This is a genomic window from Pseudomonas sp. GD03862 (genome assembly GCF_029840855.1).
Taxonomy (GTDB): domain Bacteria; phylum Pseudomonadota; class Gammaproteobacteria; order Pseudomonadales; family Pseudomonadaceae; genus Aquipseudomonas; species Aquipseudomonas alloputida.
The window spans coordinates 47,955-63,037 of record NZ_JAOCDI010000003.1 but is presented as its reverse complement, the minus strand read 5'-3'; the positions used below and the strand labels follow the sequence as shown (position 1 = coordinate 63,037).

The 15,083-nt window shown below is 62.9% G+C and carries 12 protein-coding genes; 2 read left to right on the top strand and 10 right to left on the bottom strand.

The features are described 5' to 3' along the window. Positions 1-352: 352 nt before the first annotated feature. The 7 genes from N5D53_RS03180 to pilM form a co-directional block, all read right to left on the bottom strand. Positions 353-1,942 (bottom strand): AAA family ATPase, encoded by a 1,590-nt coding sequence (locus tag N5D53_RS03180; protein WP_020191281.1) that lies wholly within the window; start codon positions 1,940-1,942, stop codon positions 353-355. Positions 1,943-1,957: 15 nt separating this feature from the next. Further along, a complete protein-coding gene (aroB, locus tag N5D53_RS03175; RefSeq protein WP_010955624.1) occupies positions 1,958-3,055 on the bottom strand; it encodes a 3-dehydroquinate synthase in 1,098 nt (365 codons plus the stop codon). 96 nt (positions 3,056-3,151) lie between these two features. Beyond that, positions 3,152-3,670, bottom strand: a complete 519-nt coding sequence (gene aroK / locus N5D53_RS03170) for a shikimate kinase AroK (RefSeq protein ID WP_010955625.1) — start codon at positions 3,668-3,670, stop codon at positions 3,152-3,154. Between the two features lie 4 nt (positions 3,671-3,674). Further along, positions 3,675-4,937, bottom strand: a complete 1,263-nt coding sequence (locus N5D53_RS03165; RefSeq protein ID WP_010955626.1) for a secretin N-terminal domain-containing protein — start codon at positions 4,935-4,937, stop codon at positions 3,675-3,677. Further along, entirely contained in the window at positions 4,861-5,862 is a 1,002-nt protein-coding gene (locus N5D53_RS03160) for a pilus assembly protein PilP (RefSeq protein WP_064491027.1), read from the bottom strand. Before N5D53_RS03160 ends, N5D53_RS03165 begins: the two co-directional genes overlap by 77 nt. Positions 5,863-5,873: 11 nt before the next feature. Then, on the bottom strand, positions 5,874-6,410 hold the full coding sequence (locus N5D53_RS03155; protein ID WP_104962715.1) for a PilN domain-containing protein: 537 nt from the start codon (positions 6,408-6,410) through the stop codon (positions 5,874-5,876). Beyond that, complete coding sequence (pilM, locus tag N5D53_RS03150; RefSeq protein ID WP_190869866.1) at positions 6,407-7,288, bottom strand: pilus assembly protein PilM; 882 nt, start codon at positions 7,286-7,288, stop codon at positions 6,407-6,409. The genes N5D53_RS03155 and pilM overlap by 4 nt, the downstream gene beginning before the upstream one ends. Positions 7,289-7,491: 203 nt before the next feature. Here pilM and N5D53_RS03145 point away from each other — a divergent pair, with 203 nt between their 5' ends. Continuing rightward, complete coding sequence (locus tag N5D53_RS03145) at positions 7,492-9,945, top strand: penicillin-binding protein 1A (RefSeq protein ID WP_020191287.1); 2,454 nt, start codon at positions 7,492-7,494, stop codon at positions 9,943-9,945. A gap of 181 nt (positions 9,946-10,126) precedes the next feature. Here the strand turns inward: N5D53_RS03145 and N5D53_RS03140 are convergent, their stop codons facing one another. The 3 genes from N5D53_RS03140 to rpmE form a co-directional block, all read right to left on the bottom strand. Next, positions 10,127-11,395, bottom strand: coding sequence for a malic enzyme-like NAD(P)-binding protein (locus tag N5D53_RS03140; RefSeq protein ID WP_004575488.1), 1,269 nt, complete (start codon positions 11,393-11,395; stop codon positions 10,127-10,129). A 177-nt stretch (positions 11,396-11,572) separates the two neighbouring features. Then, positions 11,573-12,394 (bottom strand): thermonuclease family protein, encoded by an 822-nt coding sequence (locus N5D53_RS03135; protein WP_064491030.1) that lies wholly within the window; start codon positions 12,392-12,394, stop codon positions 11,573-11,575. Between the two features lie 2 nt (positions 12,395-12,396). Then, positions 12,397-12,612 (bottom strand): 50S ribosomal protein L31, encoded by a 216-nt coding sequence (gene rpmE, locus N5D53_RS03130; protein WP_003249127.1) that lies wholly within the window; start codon positions 12,610-12,612, stop codon positions 12,397-12,399. 167 nt (positions 12,613-12,779) lie between these two features. Here rpmE and N5D53_RS03125 point away from each other — a divergent pair, with 167 nt between their 5' ends. Continuing rightward, positions 12,780-14,999 carry a primosomal protein N' gene (locus N5D53_RS03125; RefSeq protein WP_104962717.1) on the top strand — a complete coding sequence of 740 codons (2,220 nt, stop codon included), beginning with the start codon at positions 12,780-12,782 and terminating at the stop codon, positions 14,997-14,999. Positions 15,000-15,083 lie beyond the last annotated feature (84 nt).

The following is a 15,083-nucleotide window of genomic DNA, read 5'->3' as shown; positions in this document are numbered from 1 at the left end:
ACCTCTCAACGGAGGTAAATCTCTTTTTTAACAACCACTTACCATCCACGCCGATCAAACGCCAGCTTTTTTGCGGTGGTCATGGAAAACCATTGTTGCACAGCGACAGCGACGCCCACAAATTTTCATGTCTCGCCATTGAAAATTTATGTCGCAATTTTGAATGTTTTTGCGCCATGCGCCGTGATAGCGGCTTGGCTCGAGTCTGAAGCGTTTCAGCCATGACTGCAACTAGGGGCTTGTGGCCGGCAGTCCGGGACAGAAAAGCCTGCCGCGCTCGGGCGCAGCAGGCTAGTCGAAAGCTAGAATTCGCTTAGCTACTGGGCGGCGGGGTGATGCCGCCCGGAAGGTATCAGCGGGCCGTGGCCAGCTCTTGTTGGACGCTGCCGACGGTACGTGGCCAAGGTTTACCAGCCTGGACCTTCGCTGGCAAGTTCTTGATTGCCGCAACCGCTGCGTCGCGGTTGGCGAAACTGCCGTAAGTCACGACGTACAGAGGCTTGCCCTGCAGGTTTTTCTTGAAGTAGCGATAGTCGCCACCCTGGGCCTTGACGTAAGCCTGGGCCGACGCCTCGGAGCTGGTACCAAGGATCTGCACCACATAATTGCCCGGCTTCTGTCCGGCATACCAGCCACTGTTGCCAGCGCCAGCGGCGGCTGGTTTTTCGGCAGCTTTGGCAGCCGGCTTGGCCACGGCGACCTGGGTCGGCGCCGGTGCTGGCTTGGCCGGCGCAACCGGCTTGGCGGGCTGGGTTGCAACAGGCTTGGGCGCAGGCGCAACCGACTGCACGGGCTGGGCAGGCGCAGGCGCCGGGCCAGCCGGCACACCTTGTGGCGGAGCGATGGTGGTCACGGTGGGTGGCGGGTTGCCAGGCTGCAGCGCGGTGTCGACAGCCGGGCCTCCCTCTTCACCCTCGCCCATGCCTGCGGCTTGGGCCAGCGGCTCGCGCATCACCGGCTGCGACTGGCCAACCAGTGGCAGCGGCATTGGCTGGGACGAGCCAGAGAACTCGATGGCAGCACCCTGCTTGCCGTCGCCCAGTGGCAACTGGGCCTGGGCAGCCGGCGCTTCGGCAGGGGCCTTGTCGCCTTTCTTGGGCATCAATACCGCGGCCGCAACGGCAACCACGACCACAGCGGACAGCGCGAGCACATGTTTTTTAGGCATCTTGAACCCCATGGTTGGTCGCTTGGCCGTCGAGCGGCTGGCGATCATGGCTTCGATCAAAGTGTCACGGGCGACCTGATTGATGTTGCCAGGCCAGCCGTCGGAGTTTTCATGGATATCGGCGATCTGTTCACGGCTGAACACCTCGATGCCCCGACCAGCACCTTCCAGGCGCTGTTCCAGGTACTCGCGGGTTTCTTCTTCACTGTAGGGCGCAAGCTCGATGATGTGGAAACGTTCTTCCTCGACATTGAGCTCATCCAGCCCGGCAATCAGCGATGGCTCACCGAACAGAAACACGTGCGGACGCCCTTCAGGTACCCCCGCCGCCAATTCCAGCAACGCTTGGAGTGCCGACTCGTCGAGTTGTTCCGCATCGTCCACCAGCAAATACACTTCCTGCCCGGTCAGTGCCAGCTGCACCACCTTCGACAGGATCGCCTGCACCTCGGGCTGGGCGACACCCAGCTCCTGCGCGACCTGCGCGAGCATACTGGAGGCATCGCTGGCGCTGCGGGCCGACACCACCACACTTTGCACAGCCTGCTTGTTGGTGCTGGCCACCAGGGCCTGGCGCAGCAGCGACTTGCCGCTGCCCAATGGGCCACTGACCACCAGCATCAGCTGGCTATAGCGCGCCAGGTGGTGCAGTTGGCCAAGCACGGGCTTGCGCTGGGCCGGGAAGAACTTGAAGCCAGGTACGCGGGGCGCGAACGGATCATGGCTCAACTGGTAATGGTCGAGAAAGGCCTCATCGGCATGCAAACTTGTCATTGCGCTGTCACAACCTCAAAGCTGGGCCACGATCGCGCGGTAGTCCGCCGACAGCGTGGCCTGGAGAATCTCTTTCGAATAGTCGTCGGTCACCACGGCCTCGCCCATCTGGCGCAGCAGCACCAGACGCAAACGACCGTCGAGCACCTTCTTGTCGACCGCCATGTGCTCCATGAAATGCGCCGGGGTCATTTCCTGTGGTGGCACCACCGGCAAACCTGCGTCCTGCAACAGGCGGATTCCACGATCGCGCTCAGCCTGGTCGATCCAGCCAAGGCGCATGGACATTTCCAGGGCCATCACTGTGCCCGCCGCGACGGCTTCGCCGTGCAGCCACACGCCATAGCCCATATGGGTTTCGATAGCATGCCCGAAGGTATGCCCCAGGTTCAGCGTGGCCCGTAGGCCGGACTCGCGCTCGTCGGCACCCACCACTGCGGCCTTGGCCGCGCAGGAGCGGCGGATGGCCTCGGTCAGGGCTGCCGAATCGAGGGCACGCAGTGCCTGCATATTGTCTTCGAGCCAGGCGAGGAACGGCTTGTCGCAAATCAGGCCGTACTTGATCACTTCGGCCAGACCTGCAGACAGCTCGCGCGCTGGCAGGGTCTTGAGGCTGGTGGTATCGATCAGCACCGCCTTGGGCTGATAGAACGCACCGACCATGTTCTTGCCCAGCGGATGATTGATGCCGGTCTTGCCACCTACGGAAGAGTCGACCTGGGACAGCAGGGTAGTCGGCACCTGGATGAAATCGACACCGCGCTGGTAGCAGGCGGCTGCGAAACCAGCCATGTCACCAATCACGCCACCACCCAGAGCGACCACAGTAGTACGACGATCATGCCGAGCTGTCAGCAGGCCATCGAAGATCAGCTGCAATGTTTCCCAGTTCTTGTGGGCTTCACCATCGGGCAACACAACGGGCAGTACCGAGTAGGCACCAAGGGCCTTGCTCAGGCGTTCGAGATACAGCGGCGCGACGGTCTCGTTGGAAACGATGGCAACCTGCCGACCCGCAATGTGCGGCGCCAGCAGCTCAGGCTGGTCCAGCAGGCCTTCGCCAATGTAGATCGGGTAGCTACGCTCGCCCAGGTCGACCTTTAGTGTCTGCATGTATCCCCACAATGTACTTGGGCGCGGCGCCATCCGGCGACCTGCGCGGTAACGTTGAGCCTCGCCTCGGCGCTGGAGGCCGAGAATAGTCCCGGGTTAACGGGGCGGCAACTGCTGCAAGCGCTCGAGAATATCGATCACCACCATGCGTGGTGGCCGCTCGTCGGTTTCAACCACCAGGTCGGCGATCTCGCGGTAGAGCGGGTCGCGGGTTTCCAGCAAGGTGCGCAAGGTCGCCTCAGGATTGGCCGTGCGCAGCAGCGGGCGATTGCGGTCGCGCGCGGTGCGGCCGACTTGCTGCTCGACCGAAGCATGCAGGTAGATCACCCGGCCACCCTGATGCAGCGCCTGCCGGTTGGCTTCGCGCATCACCGCGCCACCGCCGGTGGCCAGCACCACACCGTCGAGCGCGCACAACTCGGCAATCATCGCTTGCTCGCGATCACGGAAACCCGGCTCGCCTTCCTTGTCGAATATCCACGGGATGTTCGCGCCGCATCGCAGTTCGATTTCCTTGTCGGAATCCTTGAACAGCAGGCGCAGCTCTTTGGCCAACAGGCGTCCGATGGTGCTTTTACCAGCGCCCATGGGCCCCACAAGTATCAAATTTCGCACAGAATCAACGACTCACAGCAATCGCCTGGTCACTCATGATACGCGGAGTCAGGAAGACCAGCAGCTCGGATTTTTTCTCTTGTAATGCATCGCGTCGAAACAGCCGCCCAACATACGGCAGATCGCCGAAAAATGGCACCTTGTCGACCACATTGTTTTGCGAAGTCGAGTAGACGCCACCGATCACGATCGTTTCGCCGTCAGCCACACGAACCTTGGCATTGACCTCGTTCTTGCGGATCGGCGGTACGTTGTTCAAGGCATTGACGTAATCCGGCTCGTCCTTGGTCACCCGGACGGTCATGATCACCTTGTTGTCCGGAGTGATCTGTGGCGTTACTTCCAGCGACAGCGAGGCTTCGCGAAACGATACCGAGGTAGCGCCGCTTTGGCTGGTTTCCTGGTAAGGCACCTCGGTACCCTTGAGGATCCTCGCCGTTTCCTTGTCAGCCGTGACCACCTTGGGCTGCGAAATGATCTCGCCGTTGCCGCTTTTTTCCATGGCACTGAGCTCCAGGTCCAGCAACACGTCACCGCGCAACAGACCCAGGCCGATACTGCTGCCGGCTCGCTCCAGACCGAGGTCGACGAACAGCTCCTTGCCGGGCCGCAGTTTCTCGCCGTACAGCGGCCCACCCCAGCGTACCCCCAGGCTTTTCTCATAATCGACGTTGGCCTCGACGATACGCGCCTCGATCGCTACCTGGCGCACCGGCACATCCAACTGCGCCACCAGCTGGCGCATCTCGGCCAGGCGGTCAGCGGGCAGATGCACCACCAACGTGTTGGTGCGCTCATCGACACTCAAGCTAGCCGGAGGGATGCCGTCACCCTCCAGGCCTGCCAGCAGCAACTGCGCCAGATCGGCGGCCTTGGCGTGGTGAATGGGCAGCAGCTCCCGACGTAATGGCTGCAGGTGCGCATCCAGCGCCTGACTCACCCGGGCGTCTGCTGATTGCGCGGCAAACTCGGCTGCAGGTGCCACCAACAGCACATTGCCCTCCTGGCGCCGGGACAGGCCCTTGCTGCGCAGCACCAGGTCAAGCGCCTGATCCCACGGCACGTCCTGCAAACGCAAAGTGACACTGCCTTGTACTGCGTCACTGGCGACCAGGTTGACGCCAGCGTAGTCAGCCAGCACCTGCAGCACCGCACGCACCTCAACATCCTGGAAGTTCAGCGACAGGGGTTCACCCTGGTAAGGCGTCGCCGAAGCCAGCGGGATCGACAGCAGGGTCGCCAACAGGTATTTCATCCACGTTTTCATTCGGGTCCGAGGCCTCCTTGCCCAGGCGCTTGGTGAGGGTGATGAACGCCGTGCGCTCGTGCCATACCCCCGCCATGAACAGCCGCTCACGCACTTCGACCTGACGTTGGTCTATATGCATCACTACCCCCTGATCACGCCCTACCCGGTCGCCCGGGCGTACGCGATAGAGCTTGCCAGCCGCCATCAGCAGAGCCTCGCGTGCCGCCCCGCGCGCCAGGCTGCCGACCATTTCCAGCTGCGCCAACGGCACGCCGACCAGCCCGGCGCTGGCCACTCGCGCCGCAGCGGGCGCAAACGGGTCCACTTCAGGCGCAGCCATTGCGGCCCTTGCCGGCAGGTGCGCCAGCATTGCAGGTGCCTTCACGGGCGTAGCCGCGTGATAGGCATCAACCCGCAACTGCAGGCGCAACAGACCAGGCTGGCGATCAACGGTTGCCAGGCTCATGTCACCGCTGCGCAGAATCCGTGCCTGCCCTAACCAGTCGTCCAGCCACAGCCGCAAGGCCGGATAACGCCCCACCACTTGCACCACCAGCGGTACCTTGCTGAATCCGGCCTGTTGCTCACCTGCCTCTACATCGAGGCGTTCGACAAGCAAGCCATGTGCATGCCCCGACACTGCCAGCCGTTCAAGCAGGTCGCTCATGCTCTCCCCGGCGGCCAGATACCAGTGCGCCTCTTGCAACCGCTGTTCGGCAATCACCACTAAAGCCTTCAGCCGCTCCAGTTCGGCCAACTGCGCTGCATTGGCTGCCTGCAGCTGGTTCAACTCGACATGCCTGGCATCCTCCCGCGCCTGCTGCTGTAACAGGGCAGGCAGGCGCATCGCGCAGCCCAGGCTGAACACCACCACAGCCACCAGCGCTGGCGCCAACCGTCGGAAGCGGCCTGAGCCCTCGACCACCGCCAGCCAAGCGAGCATCTGCGCTGGACTCACGACCAGAACGCCGCAACGCGAGCGGTGAGCAGAAACTCATCGCCGTCCGGCAGGCTCTTGATGCGCTTGAGCTCCAGATCGAGCAAAACGTTCGAGCGGTTCAAGTCGCGCATGAACTGCGCCACCACAGCACCGGACGCAGCCAACCCTGTCACCTGCAGGCGACCACTATCAAGGCTCAGGCCGACTAGCTGCACACCTTCAGGCAACGCCCCTTCAAGGTCGGCGAAGACACCGGCCAATACACCCTGATGGGCGCGCAGGCCCTCCAGGGCCACCGCACGGGCAAGTAGCGCCTCATGCTGTGCACGCACTTCGGCCAGTGGCTGCAACTGCTCATCCTGTATATCAAGGGTCGCTTGGCGCTGGGTATTGGCCAGCACCTGCTGCTGCCCGCGTTGGCGGGCCAGCTGATCGACCAGCATCACGGCGCACAAAGCCAGGAGTGCGCCAGCAATCAACTGGCCTCGAAAGCGCCGCAGCGCCGCCTGACGCTGCCGTTCGCGCCAGGGCAGAAGGTTCAGCCGCATCATGGGCGCAGCCCTCCCAAGGCCAAGGCGCAGGCCAGGAGCATCGCCCCATCAACATGTTCCAGCCCTGCCAGCCCAGGCAGGTAGGTGCACGGCACATTCAGCCGGCTGCCCAAGGCTTGTAGCCAGCCCGGATTGATCGATGAGCTGCTGGCAACCCACAACCCCGCAGGCCGGCTCTGCCCGACCAGTAAAGCCTGGAGACGCTCTGGCCATTGCCCGTTCATTTCCGGGCCAGTCGTTTGCAGCTCACAGCGCTGGTACGCCCTGCCCGGCTGCCAGTCATGAAGGGTTACGCTGCGGTTTTCGACACGCAGCAGCGCTGCTCCCTCAAGGCCACCCTGTGGCAACATGCGGCACAAGGCAATGTTGTCGACCTCGACGGCTTCCAACTGCAAGCCCGCCTCCTCGACGACGGCTTCGAGTGACGCCAGCGCACTCTGCCGACAGGCTGCAACCATTACCTCGGAGCAACCTGGCTGGTCATGGGAAGCCCCCATGACCTGAAAATCCAAGGCCAGGTCTTCCAGCGGAAACGGAAACAGCCGCTCTGCATCGGCAAGCAGCTGTGCCTCCAACTGCGCCCCGCTCTGCTCCACCGGCAGATGGCACAACTTGCAGATAACCTGACTGGCCGGCAGCGCCAGCGCTACCCGGCGTTGCCTGAGGCCGCTGCGCCGGTAAGCTCGCTGCAGCGCAGCCACCACCACCCCAGGCGCATGAGCCCAGTCATCGGCCAGCGGCGCCTGAAACAGCTCTTGTGCCGACCCCATCACACGGCAGCTTCGATTCCGCTGCTGCAGTTGCATGATCCGAACGGCGTCGGGCGTAATTTCCACCCCCACGAGTGAACCGGCATCCTTGCCGAAGCGTCCAAACATCGCGACTCCTTTGCTGTCTGTTACAGCTGCCAAGCGCAGCCACCTGTCGCAACCCCGCGGCAACACTGGGCCAGGGCTACCCATCGAGTCGACGAGTAGCCTGGCCGGTCACCCGGAAAGGCGAAAAATGCTTATAATGCCCAGCGTTTTTTGGTCCACCGGACCTGCGTGCAATCCACTCCCAACCTGGACACCGAAAAGCCTTGATACGTCTGCTGAAGTTCTTCTGGTGGTCTTCCGTCGCAGTCATCTGCGCGCTCGTACTCGGTGTGAGCGGTGCGTTTCTGTATCTTAGTCCCAGCCTGCCCTCGGTCGAGTCCCTCAGAAGTATCCAGTTGCAGATCCCCCTCAGGGTGTACAGCAGCGATGGCAAGCTGATTGCCGAATTCGGCGAAATGCGCCGCTCGCCGATCCGCTTCGCGGAAATTCCCCCACAATTCATTCAGGCGCTGCTGTCAGCCGAGGACGACAATTTCCTCAACCACTACGGCGTCGACCCCAGCAGCCTGATGCGCGCAGCAACCCAGCTGGTGAAAACCGGTCATATCCAGACCGGCGGCAGCACCATCACCATGCAGGTGGCGAAGAACTTCTTCCTTACCAGCGAGCGCAGCTTCTCACGCAAGACCAACGAAATCCTGCTGGCCCTGCAGATCGAGCGTGAGCTGACCAAGGACGAAATCCTCGAGCTGTACGTGAACAAGATCTACCTGGGCAACCGCGCCTACGGTATCGATGCAGCTGCGCAGGTGTACTACGGCAAGTCCATTCGTGACGTGAGCCTGGCGCAGATGGCGATGATCGCCGGCCTGCCCAAGGCACCGTCGCGCTTCAACCCGCTGGCCAACCCGGTGCGCGCCAAAGAGCGCCGCGACTGGATCCTCGGGCGCATGTACAAGCTGGGCAAGATCGACCAGGCCAGCTACGAGGCCGCCCTGGCCGAGCCGCTCAACGCCAGCTATCACGTGCCGACGCCTGAGGTGAATGCCCCGTACATCGCCGAAATGGCCCGCGCGGAAATGGTCGGCCGTTACGGCAGCGACGCCTACACCGAAGGCTTCCGCGTCACGACCACCGTGCCTAGCGACATGCAGGAAATGGCCAACAAGGCCGTCCTCAAGGGCCTCTCCGATTACGATGAGCGCCACGGCTACCGTGGCCCTGAAGCACGCTTCCCGGGCCGCACCCAGGCAGCGTGGCTGCAGGAGCTGGGCAAGCAACGCACCCTTGGCGGCCTGGAACCAGCCATTGTCACCCAGGTGGAACACACCGGCCTCAAGGTGCTGACCCGTGACGGCCAAGAGGCGCAGGTTGCCTGGGACACCATGAAATGGGCGCGCCCGTTCATCAACAACAACGCCCAGGGCCGTTCGCCGCAGTCGCCGGCCGACGTGGCCCAGGTCGGTGACCTGGTGCGCCTGCAACGCCTTGACGATGGCACATTGAAGTTCAGCCAGGTGCCCGTTGCGCAGAGCGCCCTGGTCACCCTCGACCCGAACAGCGGCGCCATCCGCGCCCTGGTCGGCGGTTTCTCGTTCGAGCAGAGCAACTACAACCGCGCCGTGCAGGCCAAGCGCCAACCGGGCTCAAGCTTCAAACCATTCATCTACAGCGCCGCGCTGGACAGCGGCTACACCGCTTCCAGCCTGGTCAACGATGCGCCGATCGTGTTCGTTGACGAGTCAGTGGATAAAGTGTGGCGACCGAAGAACGATACCAACACCTTCCTCGGCCCTATCCGCATGCGTGAGGCGCTGTACAAGTCACGTAACCTGGTGTCGATCCGCCTGCTGCAAGCCATGGGCGTGGACCGCACCATCGACTACATCGCCAAGTTCGGCTTCAACAAACAGGACCTGCCGCGCAACCTGTCGCTGGCCCTGGGCACCGCCACCCTGACCCCGATGGAAATCGCCACCGGCTGGAGCACCTTTGCCAACGGTGGGTACAAGATCACCCCGTACCTGATCGAGCGCATCGAGAGCCGCAGCGGCGAGACACTGTTCACCGCCAACCCGGCCCGCGTACCGCAAGGTGCCGAAGACCAGGCGGGCCTGGCCGCACCCGAGCAGCCAATCAGCACGGCGGCCATGCCAGGCGAGGCACCTTCTGCCTTCAGCCAGGTGGCCGCGGCATCGCAAGCGCCGGCAGTGGCTGAACAGATCATCGACGGGCGTACCACCTACATCCTCACCAGCATGCTGCAGGACGTGATCAAGCGCGGCACCGGCCGCCGGGCGCTGGCCTTGGGCCGCACCGACCTGGCGGGCAAGACGGGTACGACCAACGAATCCAAGGACGCCTGGTTCTCCGGTTACAACGCCGATTACGTGACTACCGTTTGGGTCGGCTTCGACCAACCGGAAACCCTCGGCCGCCGCGAATATGGTGGGACTGCGGCACTGCCGATCTGGATGAACTTCATGGGCGCGGCACTCAAGGACAAGCCTGCGCATGCCCCGGCAGAGCCGGAGGGCATTCTCAGCTTGCGCGTCGACCCGGTCAGCGGACGCGCGGCATCGCCGAGCACACCGAATGCCTACTTCGAGCTGTTCAAAGCCGAAGATTCTCCGCCGTCGGTGGACGAGCTGGGCAATGGCGCGGCACCGGGCAGCCCGCTGCCAGCCGATGAAGCGACGCCGATGGATCTGTTCTAAGGCAGGGCGCCTGACTCAGGTTTTGCGTGGGCGCGTAAATCTAGCGCCGCCCGCGCGGCGCTCGATCTGATAGGCGCCACAAGCGCCCTGACCAACACCTTGCAGCCCTGACACATTCCCAAGCCCCAACAAAAAGCCCCGACTCATGCGAGCCGGGGCTTTTTTATGTCGCTTGCTGCAATCAGCCGTTGAACACTTCATCCACGCTGGTCAGCGGGTAGTGCTTCGGATAAGGCAGGGTAGCCACGCCGGATTCGATGGCAGCCTTGGCCACAGCATCGGAAACGACGGTGATCAAACGTGCATCCAGCGGCTTCGGAATGATGTACTCACGACCGAACTCCAGGCCTTCAACGCCATAGGCTTCGCAAACTTCCTTCGGCACTGGCAGCTTGGCCAGGTCTTTCAGGGCGATAGCGGCAGCGATCTTCATTTCTTCGTTGATACGCTTGGCGCGAACGTCCAGAGCACCACGGAAGATGAACGGGAAGCCCAGTACGTTGTTGACCTGGTTCGGGTAGTCGGAACGACCGGTAGCCATGATAACGTCGTTGCGAGTGGCATGCGCCAGCTCTGGCGAGATTTCCGGGTCCGGGTTCGAGCAGGCGAACACGATCGGGTTGGCAGCCATCGACTTCAGGCCTTCCGGGCTCAGCAGGTTCGGGCCAGACAGACCTACGAACACGTCGGCACCGTCAAGGGCGTCGGCCAGGGTGCGCTTGTCGGTCGCGTGGGCGAACTGCGCCTTGTACTGGTTCAGGTCGTCACGGCCAGCATGGATCACGCCACTACGGTCGATCATGAAGATGTTCTCGACCTTCGCACCCATGCTTACCAGCAGCTTCATGCAGGAAATGGCAGCAGCGCCGGCGCCCAGGCAGACGATCTTGGCTTCTTCCAGTTTCTTGCCGGCGATTTCCAGGGCGTTGATCATGCCAGCGGCAGTCACGATGGCAGTACCGTGCTGGTCATCGTGGAACACCGGGATGTCGCACTGTTCGATCAGGGTACGTTCGATTTCAAAGCACTCAGGTGCCTTGATGTCTTCAAGGTTGATGCCACCGAAGGTGATCGAAATGCGGCGAACGGTGTCGATGAACGCTTGCGGGCTTTCCGATTCGACTTCGATGTCGAACACATCGATACCGGCGAAACGCTTGAACAGAACACCCTTGCCTTCCATGACCGGCTTGGAAGCCAGTGGGCCGAGGTCACCCAGACCGAGGATGGCAGTGCCATCGGAAATCACCGCAACCAGGTTGCCTTTGCCGGTGTATTTGTAAGCCAGCTCTGGATCACGGCCAATTTCGCGCACCGGCTCTGCAACACCTGGGCTGTAGGCCAGGGCGAGGTCACGGGCGGTGGCAGTGGGCTTGGAGAGTTCAACGCTCAGTTTCCCCGGACGAGGTTGAGCGTGATATTCGAGAGCGGCGGTTTTCAGGTCTGACATGGTGGGCATTCCGCTATTTACTGTTCTGACGGACCGCCGAGGATACGCAAAGAGCCGGGGAGCCACAAGACTGGCCGGTCACTTGTGTCAAGGCCTTTAGCCTACGACTTTACGCTACAACCCACGGGGCATACGACCAACAGTGTGTACAATCCAGTAGCGAAATGTCTACATCTTTTAGCCTGAAATGCGCTCCAACATGCTCGGATCGGTCAATGGCAACACCCAGCGTCGCTGCCCGGGCTTGAGGCCACCCCTGCGGGAACGATCCAGCACCCACCCGCGCGCTTCGACCTGGCGTCCCTTGAGGTTATCGAAGAAGCTGGCGGGGAAGTTGCGCTGCAGACGAGCGGGAACCTGCAGCACCAGGGTACTGCCCAGGGTCAGCCAGACCCCACCACGATTTCGCTCGATACCTTCGATACGACCACGCACAACAGCGAAACCTGACTGCCTGACATTGCCTGCAGCCACTACGGGCGAATGCCGCCACAGGCCAACGCCAGCCTGGCGCGCAGCTTGTTCGGCAAGCTGCTGACAACCGCTGAGACGTACATTGGGGGCAATAGCCACGCGGTAGCCCAAGCCCTCGCTAAGCAATTGCGCTTCCAGATTGTCGCCATTGCGGCTGTAGATGTGCGCCAGTGTGCGACCGTACTTGTCTTTACCTTCAACACCAGGCACCAGCCCGACGCGATCGTCATTGGCCTTGACCAAGGCCTGCAATCGCCGCCTGGCAGCTTCGGCATAGGGCTCACTGGTACGCCCCTTGCGACCCATTTCCGGGGCATTGATACCGATCAGCCGCACGCTGCGGCCATCGACCAGACGCAAGGTGTCGCCATCAACCACCTGTCGTACCGCTACCCATTGGGGCTTGTCCGGCTGTGGGCAGAACGCCAGGACCGGGAAATGCCAGATAACGCCCACAAAAAAGGCGCCCACAAGGGACGCCTTCTTCAGCAACAATGCGAAACCCGAAGGATTCGCCATGCGCATGATTACTTCTTGGCACCGAACATGCCGAAGCGATCGGCGAACTTCTGTACGCGACCACCGGTGTCCAGAACTTTCTGCTTACCGGTGTAGAACGGGTGGCACAGGTTGCAAACGTCGATCGACAGGACGTTGCCCAGGGTCGAACGAGTTTCGAACTTGTTACCGCAGCTGCAGGTGACTGCAACTACTTCGTAGTTCGGGTGGATACCTTCTTTCATGGTCACTTCCTCGAGCTGCGTGCCGCCACCCAACACCAATTGTTGAATACCGCACGTAATTAGGCGGCGAATAATACCAGAGCACACCGTCAGCGCAAGATGTCGCTTGCACCGACCGTCGTCTGCTAGGCTCGCCAGTCCTTGTAACGCCCTCCGAGACTTTCCGCGTGTCCGACGTCATCCTGCGCCTTGCCCTGCCCTCTCCGCTGCGGCGCCTGTTCGACTACAAGGCGCCGGCGAGCATGGCGCGCCTGACCTTGACCCCTGGCATGCGCATCCGCGTGCCCTTTGGCCGCCGCGAAATGATCGGCGTGCTGATAGAGGTGTGCACGCAGAGCGAAGTGCCCGCCGACAAACTGAAGCCTGCCAGCGCCCTGCTCGACCCGGTGTCCCCCATTCCCGCGTCGCTGTTCAAGCTGTGCCTGTGGACCGCCCAGTACTACCAGCACAGCCTGGGCGATACCCTGAGCTGGGCGCTGCCCACGCTACTGCGCCAGGGCGAAGCCGCCGAGATGCGCCAGGAACGCTTCTGGCACATAGCCCCTGGCGCCCGCCTGGAAGACCCGCGCATCGCCCGCGCGCCGCGCCAGCGCGACGCCCTCAAGACCCTGGCCCAGCACCCGCACGGCGTGGCCCACAGCCTGCTGGCCAAACTCAACCTGAACAAGGACAGCCTCGACCTGCTGCTGGCCAAGGATCTGGTGCAGATCGAGACGCGCCGCCACTTGCCGGCACTACGCCATGAGCACTGGCTGGCACAGCCGGAACTTCCGCTCAACGAAGAGCAACGCGAAGCCTTCGACGCCGTGTGCGAGGGTTTTGGCGGTTTCGGCGCATTCTTGCTGGCCGGCGTCACCGGCAGTGGCAAGACCGAGGTCTACCTGCAACTGATCCGCGAAACCCTGGAAGCCGGCAAGCAGGCGCTGGTGCTGATCCCGGAGATCAACCTCGGCCCGCAAACCCTGGCCCGCTTCGAGCAACGCTTCAACGCGCGCATTGCCCTGCTGCACTCTGCGGTGAACGACCGCGAACGCCTGGATGCCTGGCTGGCGGCACGGGACGGCGAGGCCGATATCATCATCGGCACCCGCTCGGCATTGTTCACGCCGATGAAAAACCCCGGCCTGATCATCATCGACGAAGAGCACGACGGCTCCTATAAACAGCAGGAAGGCCTGCGGTACCACGCCCGCGACCTGGCGCTGGTCCGCGCTCACCAGGAGAACATCCCGATCCTGCTCGGCTCCGCCACACCCTCGCTGGAAACCCTGCATAACGCCCTGACCGGCCGCTACCGCCTGCTGCGCATGAACCAACGCGCCGGGGGGGCACGCCCCCCGCGCATGCTGCGCCTTGATGTGAAGAGCCTGCCACTGGACAGCGGCATCAGTGGCCCGCTGCAGCAGGCTATCCGACAGACCCTGGAGGCTGGCCAACAAGTGCTGGTGTTCCTCAACCGCCGCGGCTTTGCCCCAACCTTGCTGTGCCACGATTGCGGCTGGCTGTCCGAATGCCCACGCTGCGATGCGCGCATGACCGTGCACCAGCGCTCCGGCGTGCTGCGCTGCCACCACTGTGGCTATGACGAACGCCTGCCGCAACAGTGCCCGCAATGCAACCACGTCGACCTGCGCCCGGTCGGTGCCGGTACCGAGCGCGCCGAAGAGCGCCTGAAGGTGCTGTTCCCGGATTACCCGATCCTGCGCGTGGACCGCGACAGCACGGCGCGCAAGGACGCCATGCACAACCTGTTCAGCACCATCCAGCGCGGCCAGCCGAGCATCCTCGTCGGCACCCAGATGCTCGCCAAGGGCCACCACTTCCCGCGGGTGACCCTGGTGGCCATCCTTGATGCCGATGGTGGGCTGTTTTCCGGTGACTTCCGCGCCAGCGAGCGCATGGCACAACTTATCGTACAGGTGGCCGGGCGGGCCGGGCGGGCCGAAGAGCCCGGCAAGGTCATCATCCAGACCCACCTGGCCGACCACCCACTGCTGGTCCAGCTAACCGAGCAAGGCTACTTCGCCTTCGCCGAACAGGCCCTGGACGAACGCCGAGCCGCCGGGCTGCCGCCCTACTCGCATCTGGCCTTGCTGCGCGCCGAAGCACACAAGCCGGGGCAGGCCGAAGGTTTCCTCGACGAAGCCTGTGCCGCCGCCGAGCGCCTGGTGGCCGAACAGCGCCTGCCTGGCATCGAACTGCTGGGCCCGGTACCGGCGCCCATGGAGCGCCGCGCCGGACGATTCCGCGCACAATTGTTGATACAGGCCAATACCCGGGCGCCGTTGCATCGACTGATCAGCGCCTGGTTGCTAGTGTTGGAGCAGTTGCCGAGCGGGCGCCAGGTGCGCTGGTCGCTGGATGTCGACCCGGTAGACCTGTATTGAGCTGCAAGCTGCGAGTTGCCAGCCGCAAGCAAGCGCCGGGCGGGTGCGATGCCGCTTTTTCTTGCCGCTTGTGGCCCCCAGCTT

Coding starts and splice junctions, on each gene's coding strand:
- N5D53_RS03180 (WP_020191281.1), bottom strand. CDS start 1,942: ATGACAAGTTTGCATGCCGATGAGGCCTTTCTCGACCATTACCAGTTG.
- aroB (WP_010955624.1), bottom strand. CDS start 3,055: ATGCAGACACTAAAGGTCGACCTGGGCGAGCGTAGCTACCCGATCTAC.
- N5D53_RS03165 (WP_010955626.1), bottom strand. CDS start 4,937: ATGAAAACGTGGATGAAATACCTGTTGGCGACCCTGCTGTCGATCCCG.
- N5D53_RS03160 (WP_064491027.1), bottom strand. CDS start 5,862: ATGCTCGCTTGGCTGGCGGTGGTCGAGGGCTCAGGCCGCTTCCGACGG.
- N5D53_RS03155 (WP_104962715.1), bottom strand. CDS start 6,410: ATGATGCGGCTGAACCTTCTGCCCTGGCGCGAACGGCAGCGTCAGGCG.
- pilM (WP_190869866.1), bottom strand. CDS start 7,288: ATGTTTGGACGCTTCGGCAAGGATGCCGGTTCACTCGTGGGGGTGGAA.
- N5D53_RS03140 (WP_004575488.1), bottom strand. CDS start 11,395: ATGTCAGACCTGAAAACCGCCGCTCTCGAATATCACGCTCAACCTCGT.
- N5D53_RS03135 (WP_064491030.1), bottom strand. CDS start 12,394: ATGCGCATGGCGAATCCTTCGGGTTTCGCATTGTTGCTGAAGAAGGCG.
- rpmE (WP_003249127.1), bottom strand. CDS start 12,612: ATGAAAGAAGGTATCCACCCGAACTACGAAGTAGTTGCAGTCACCTGC.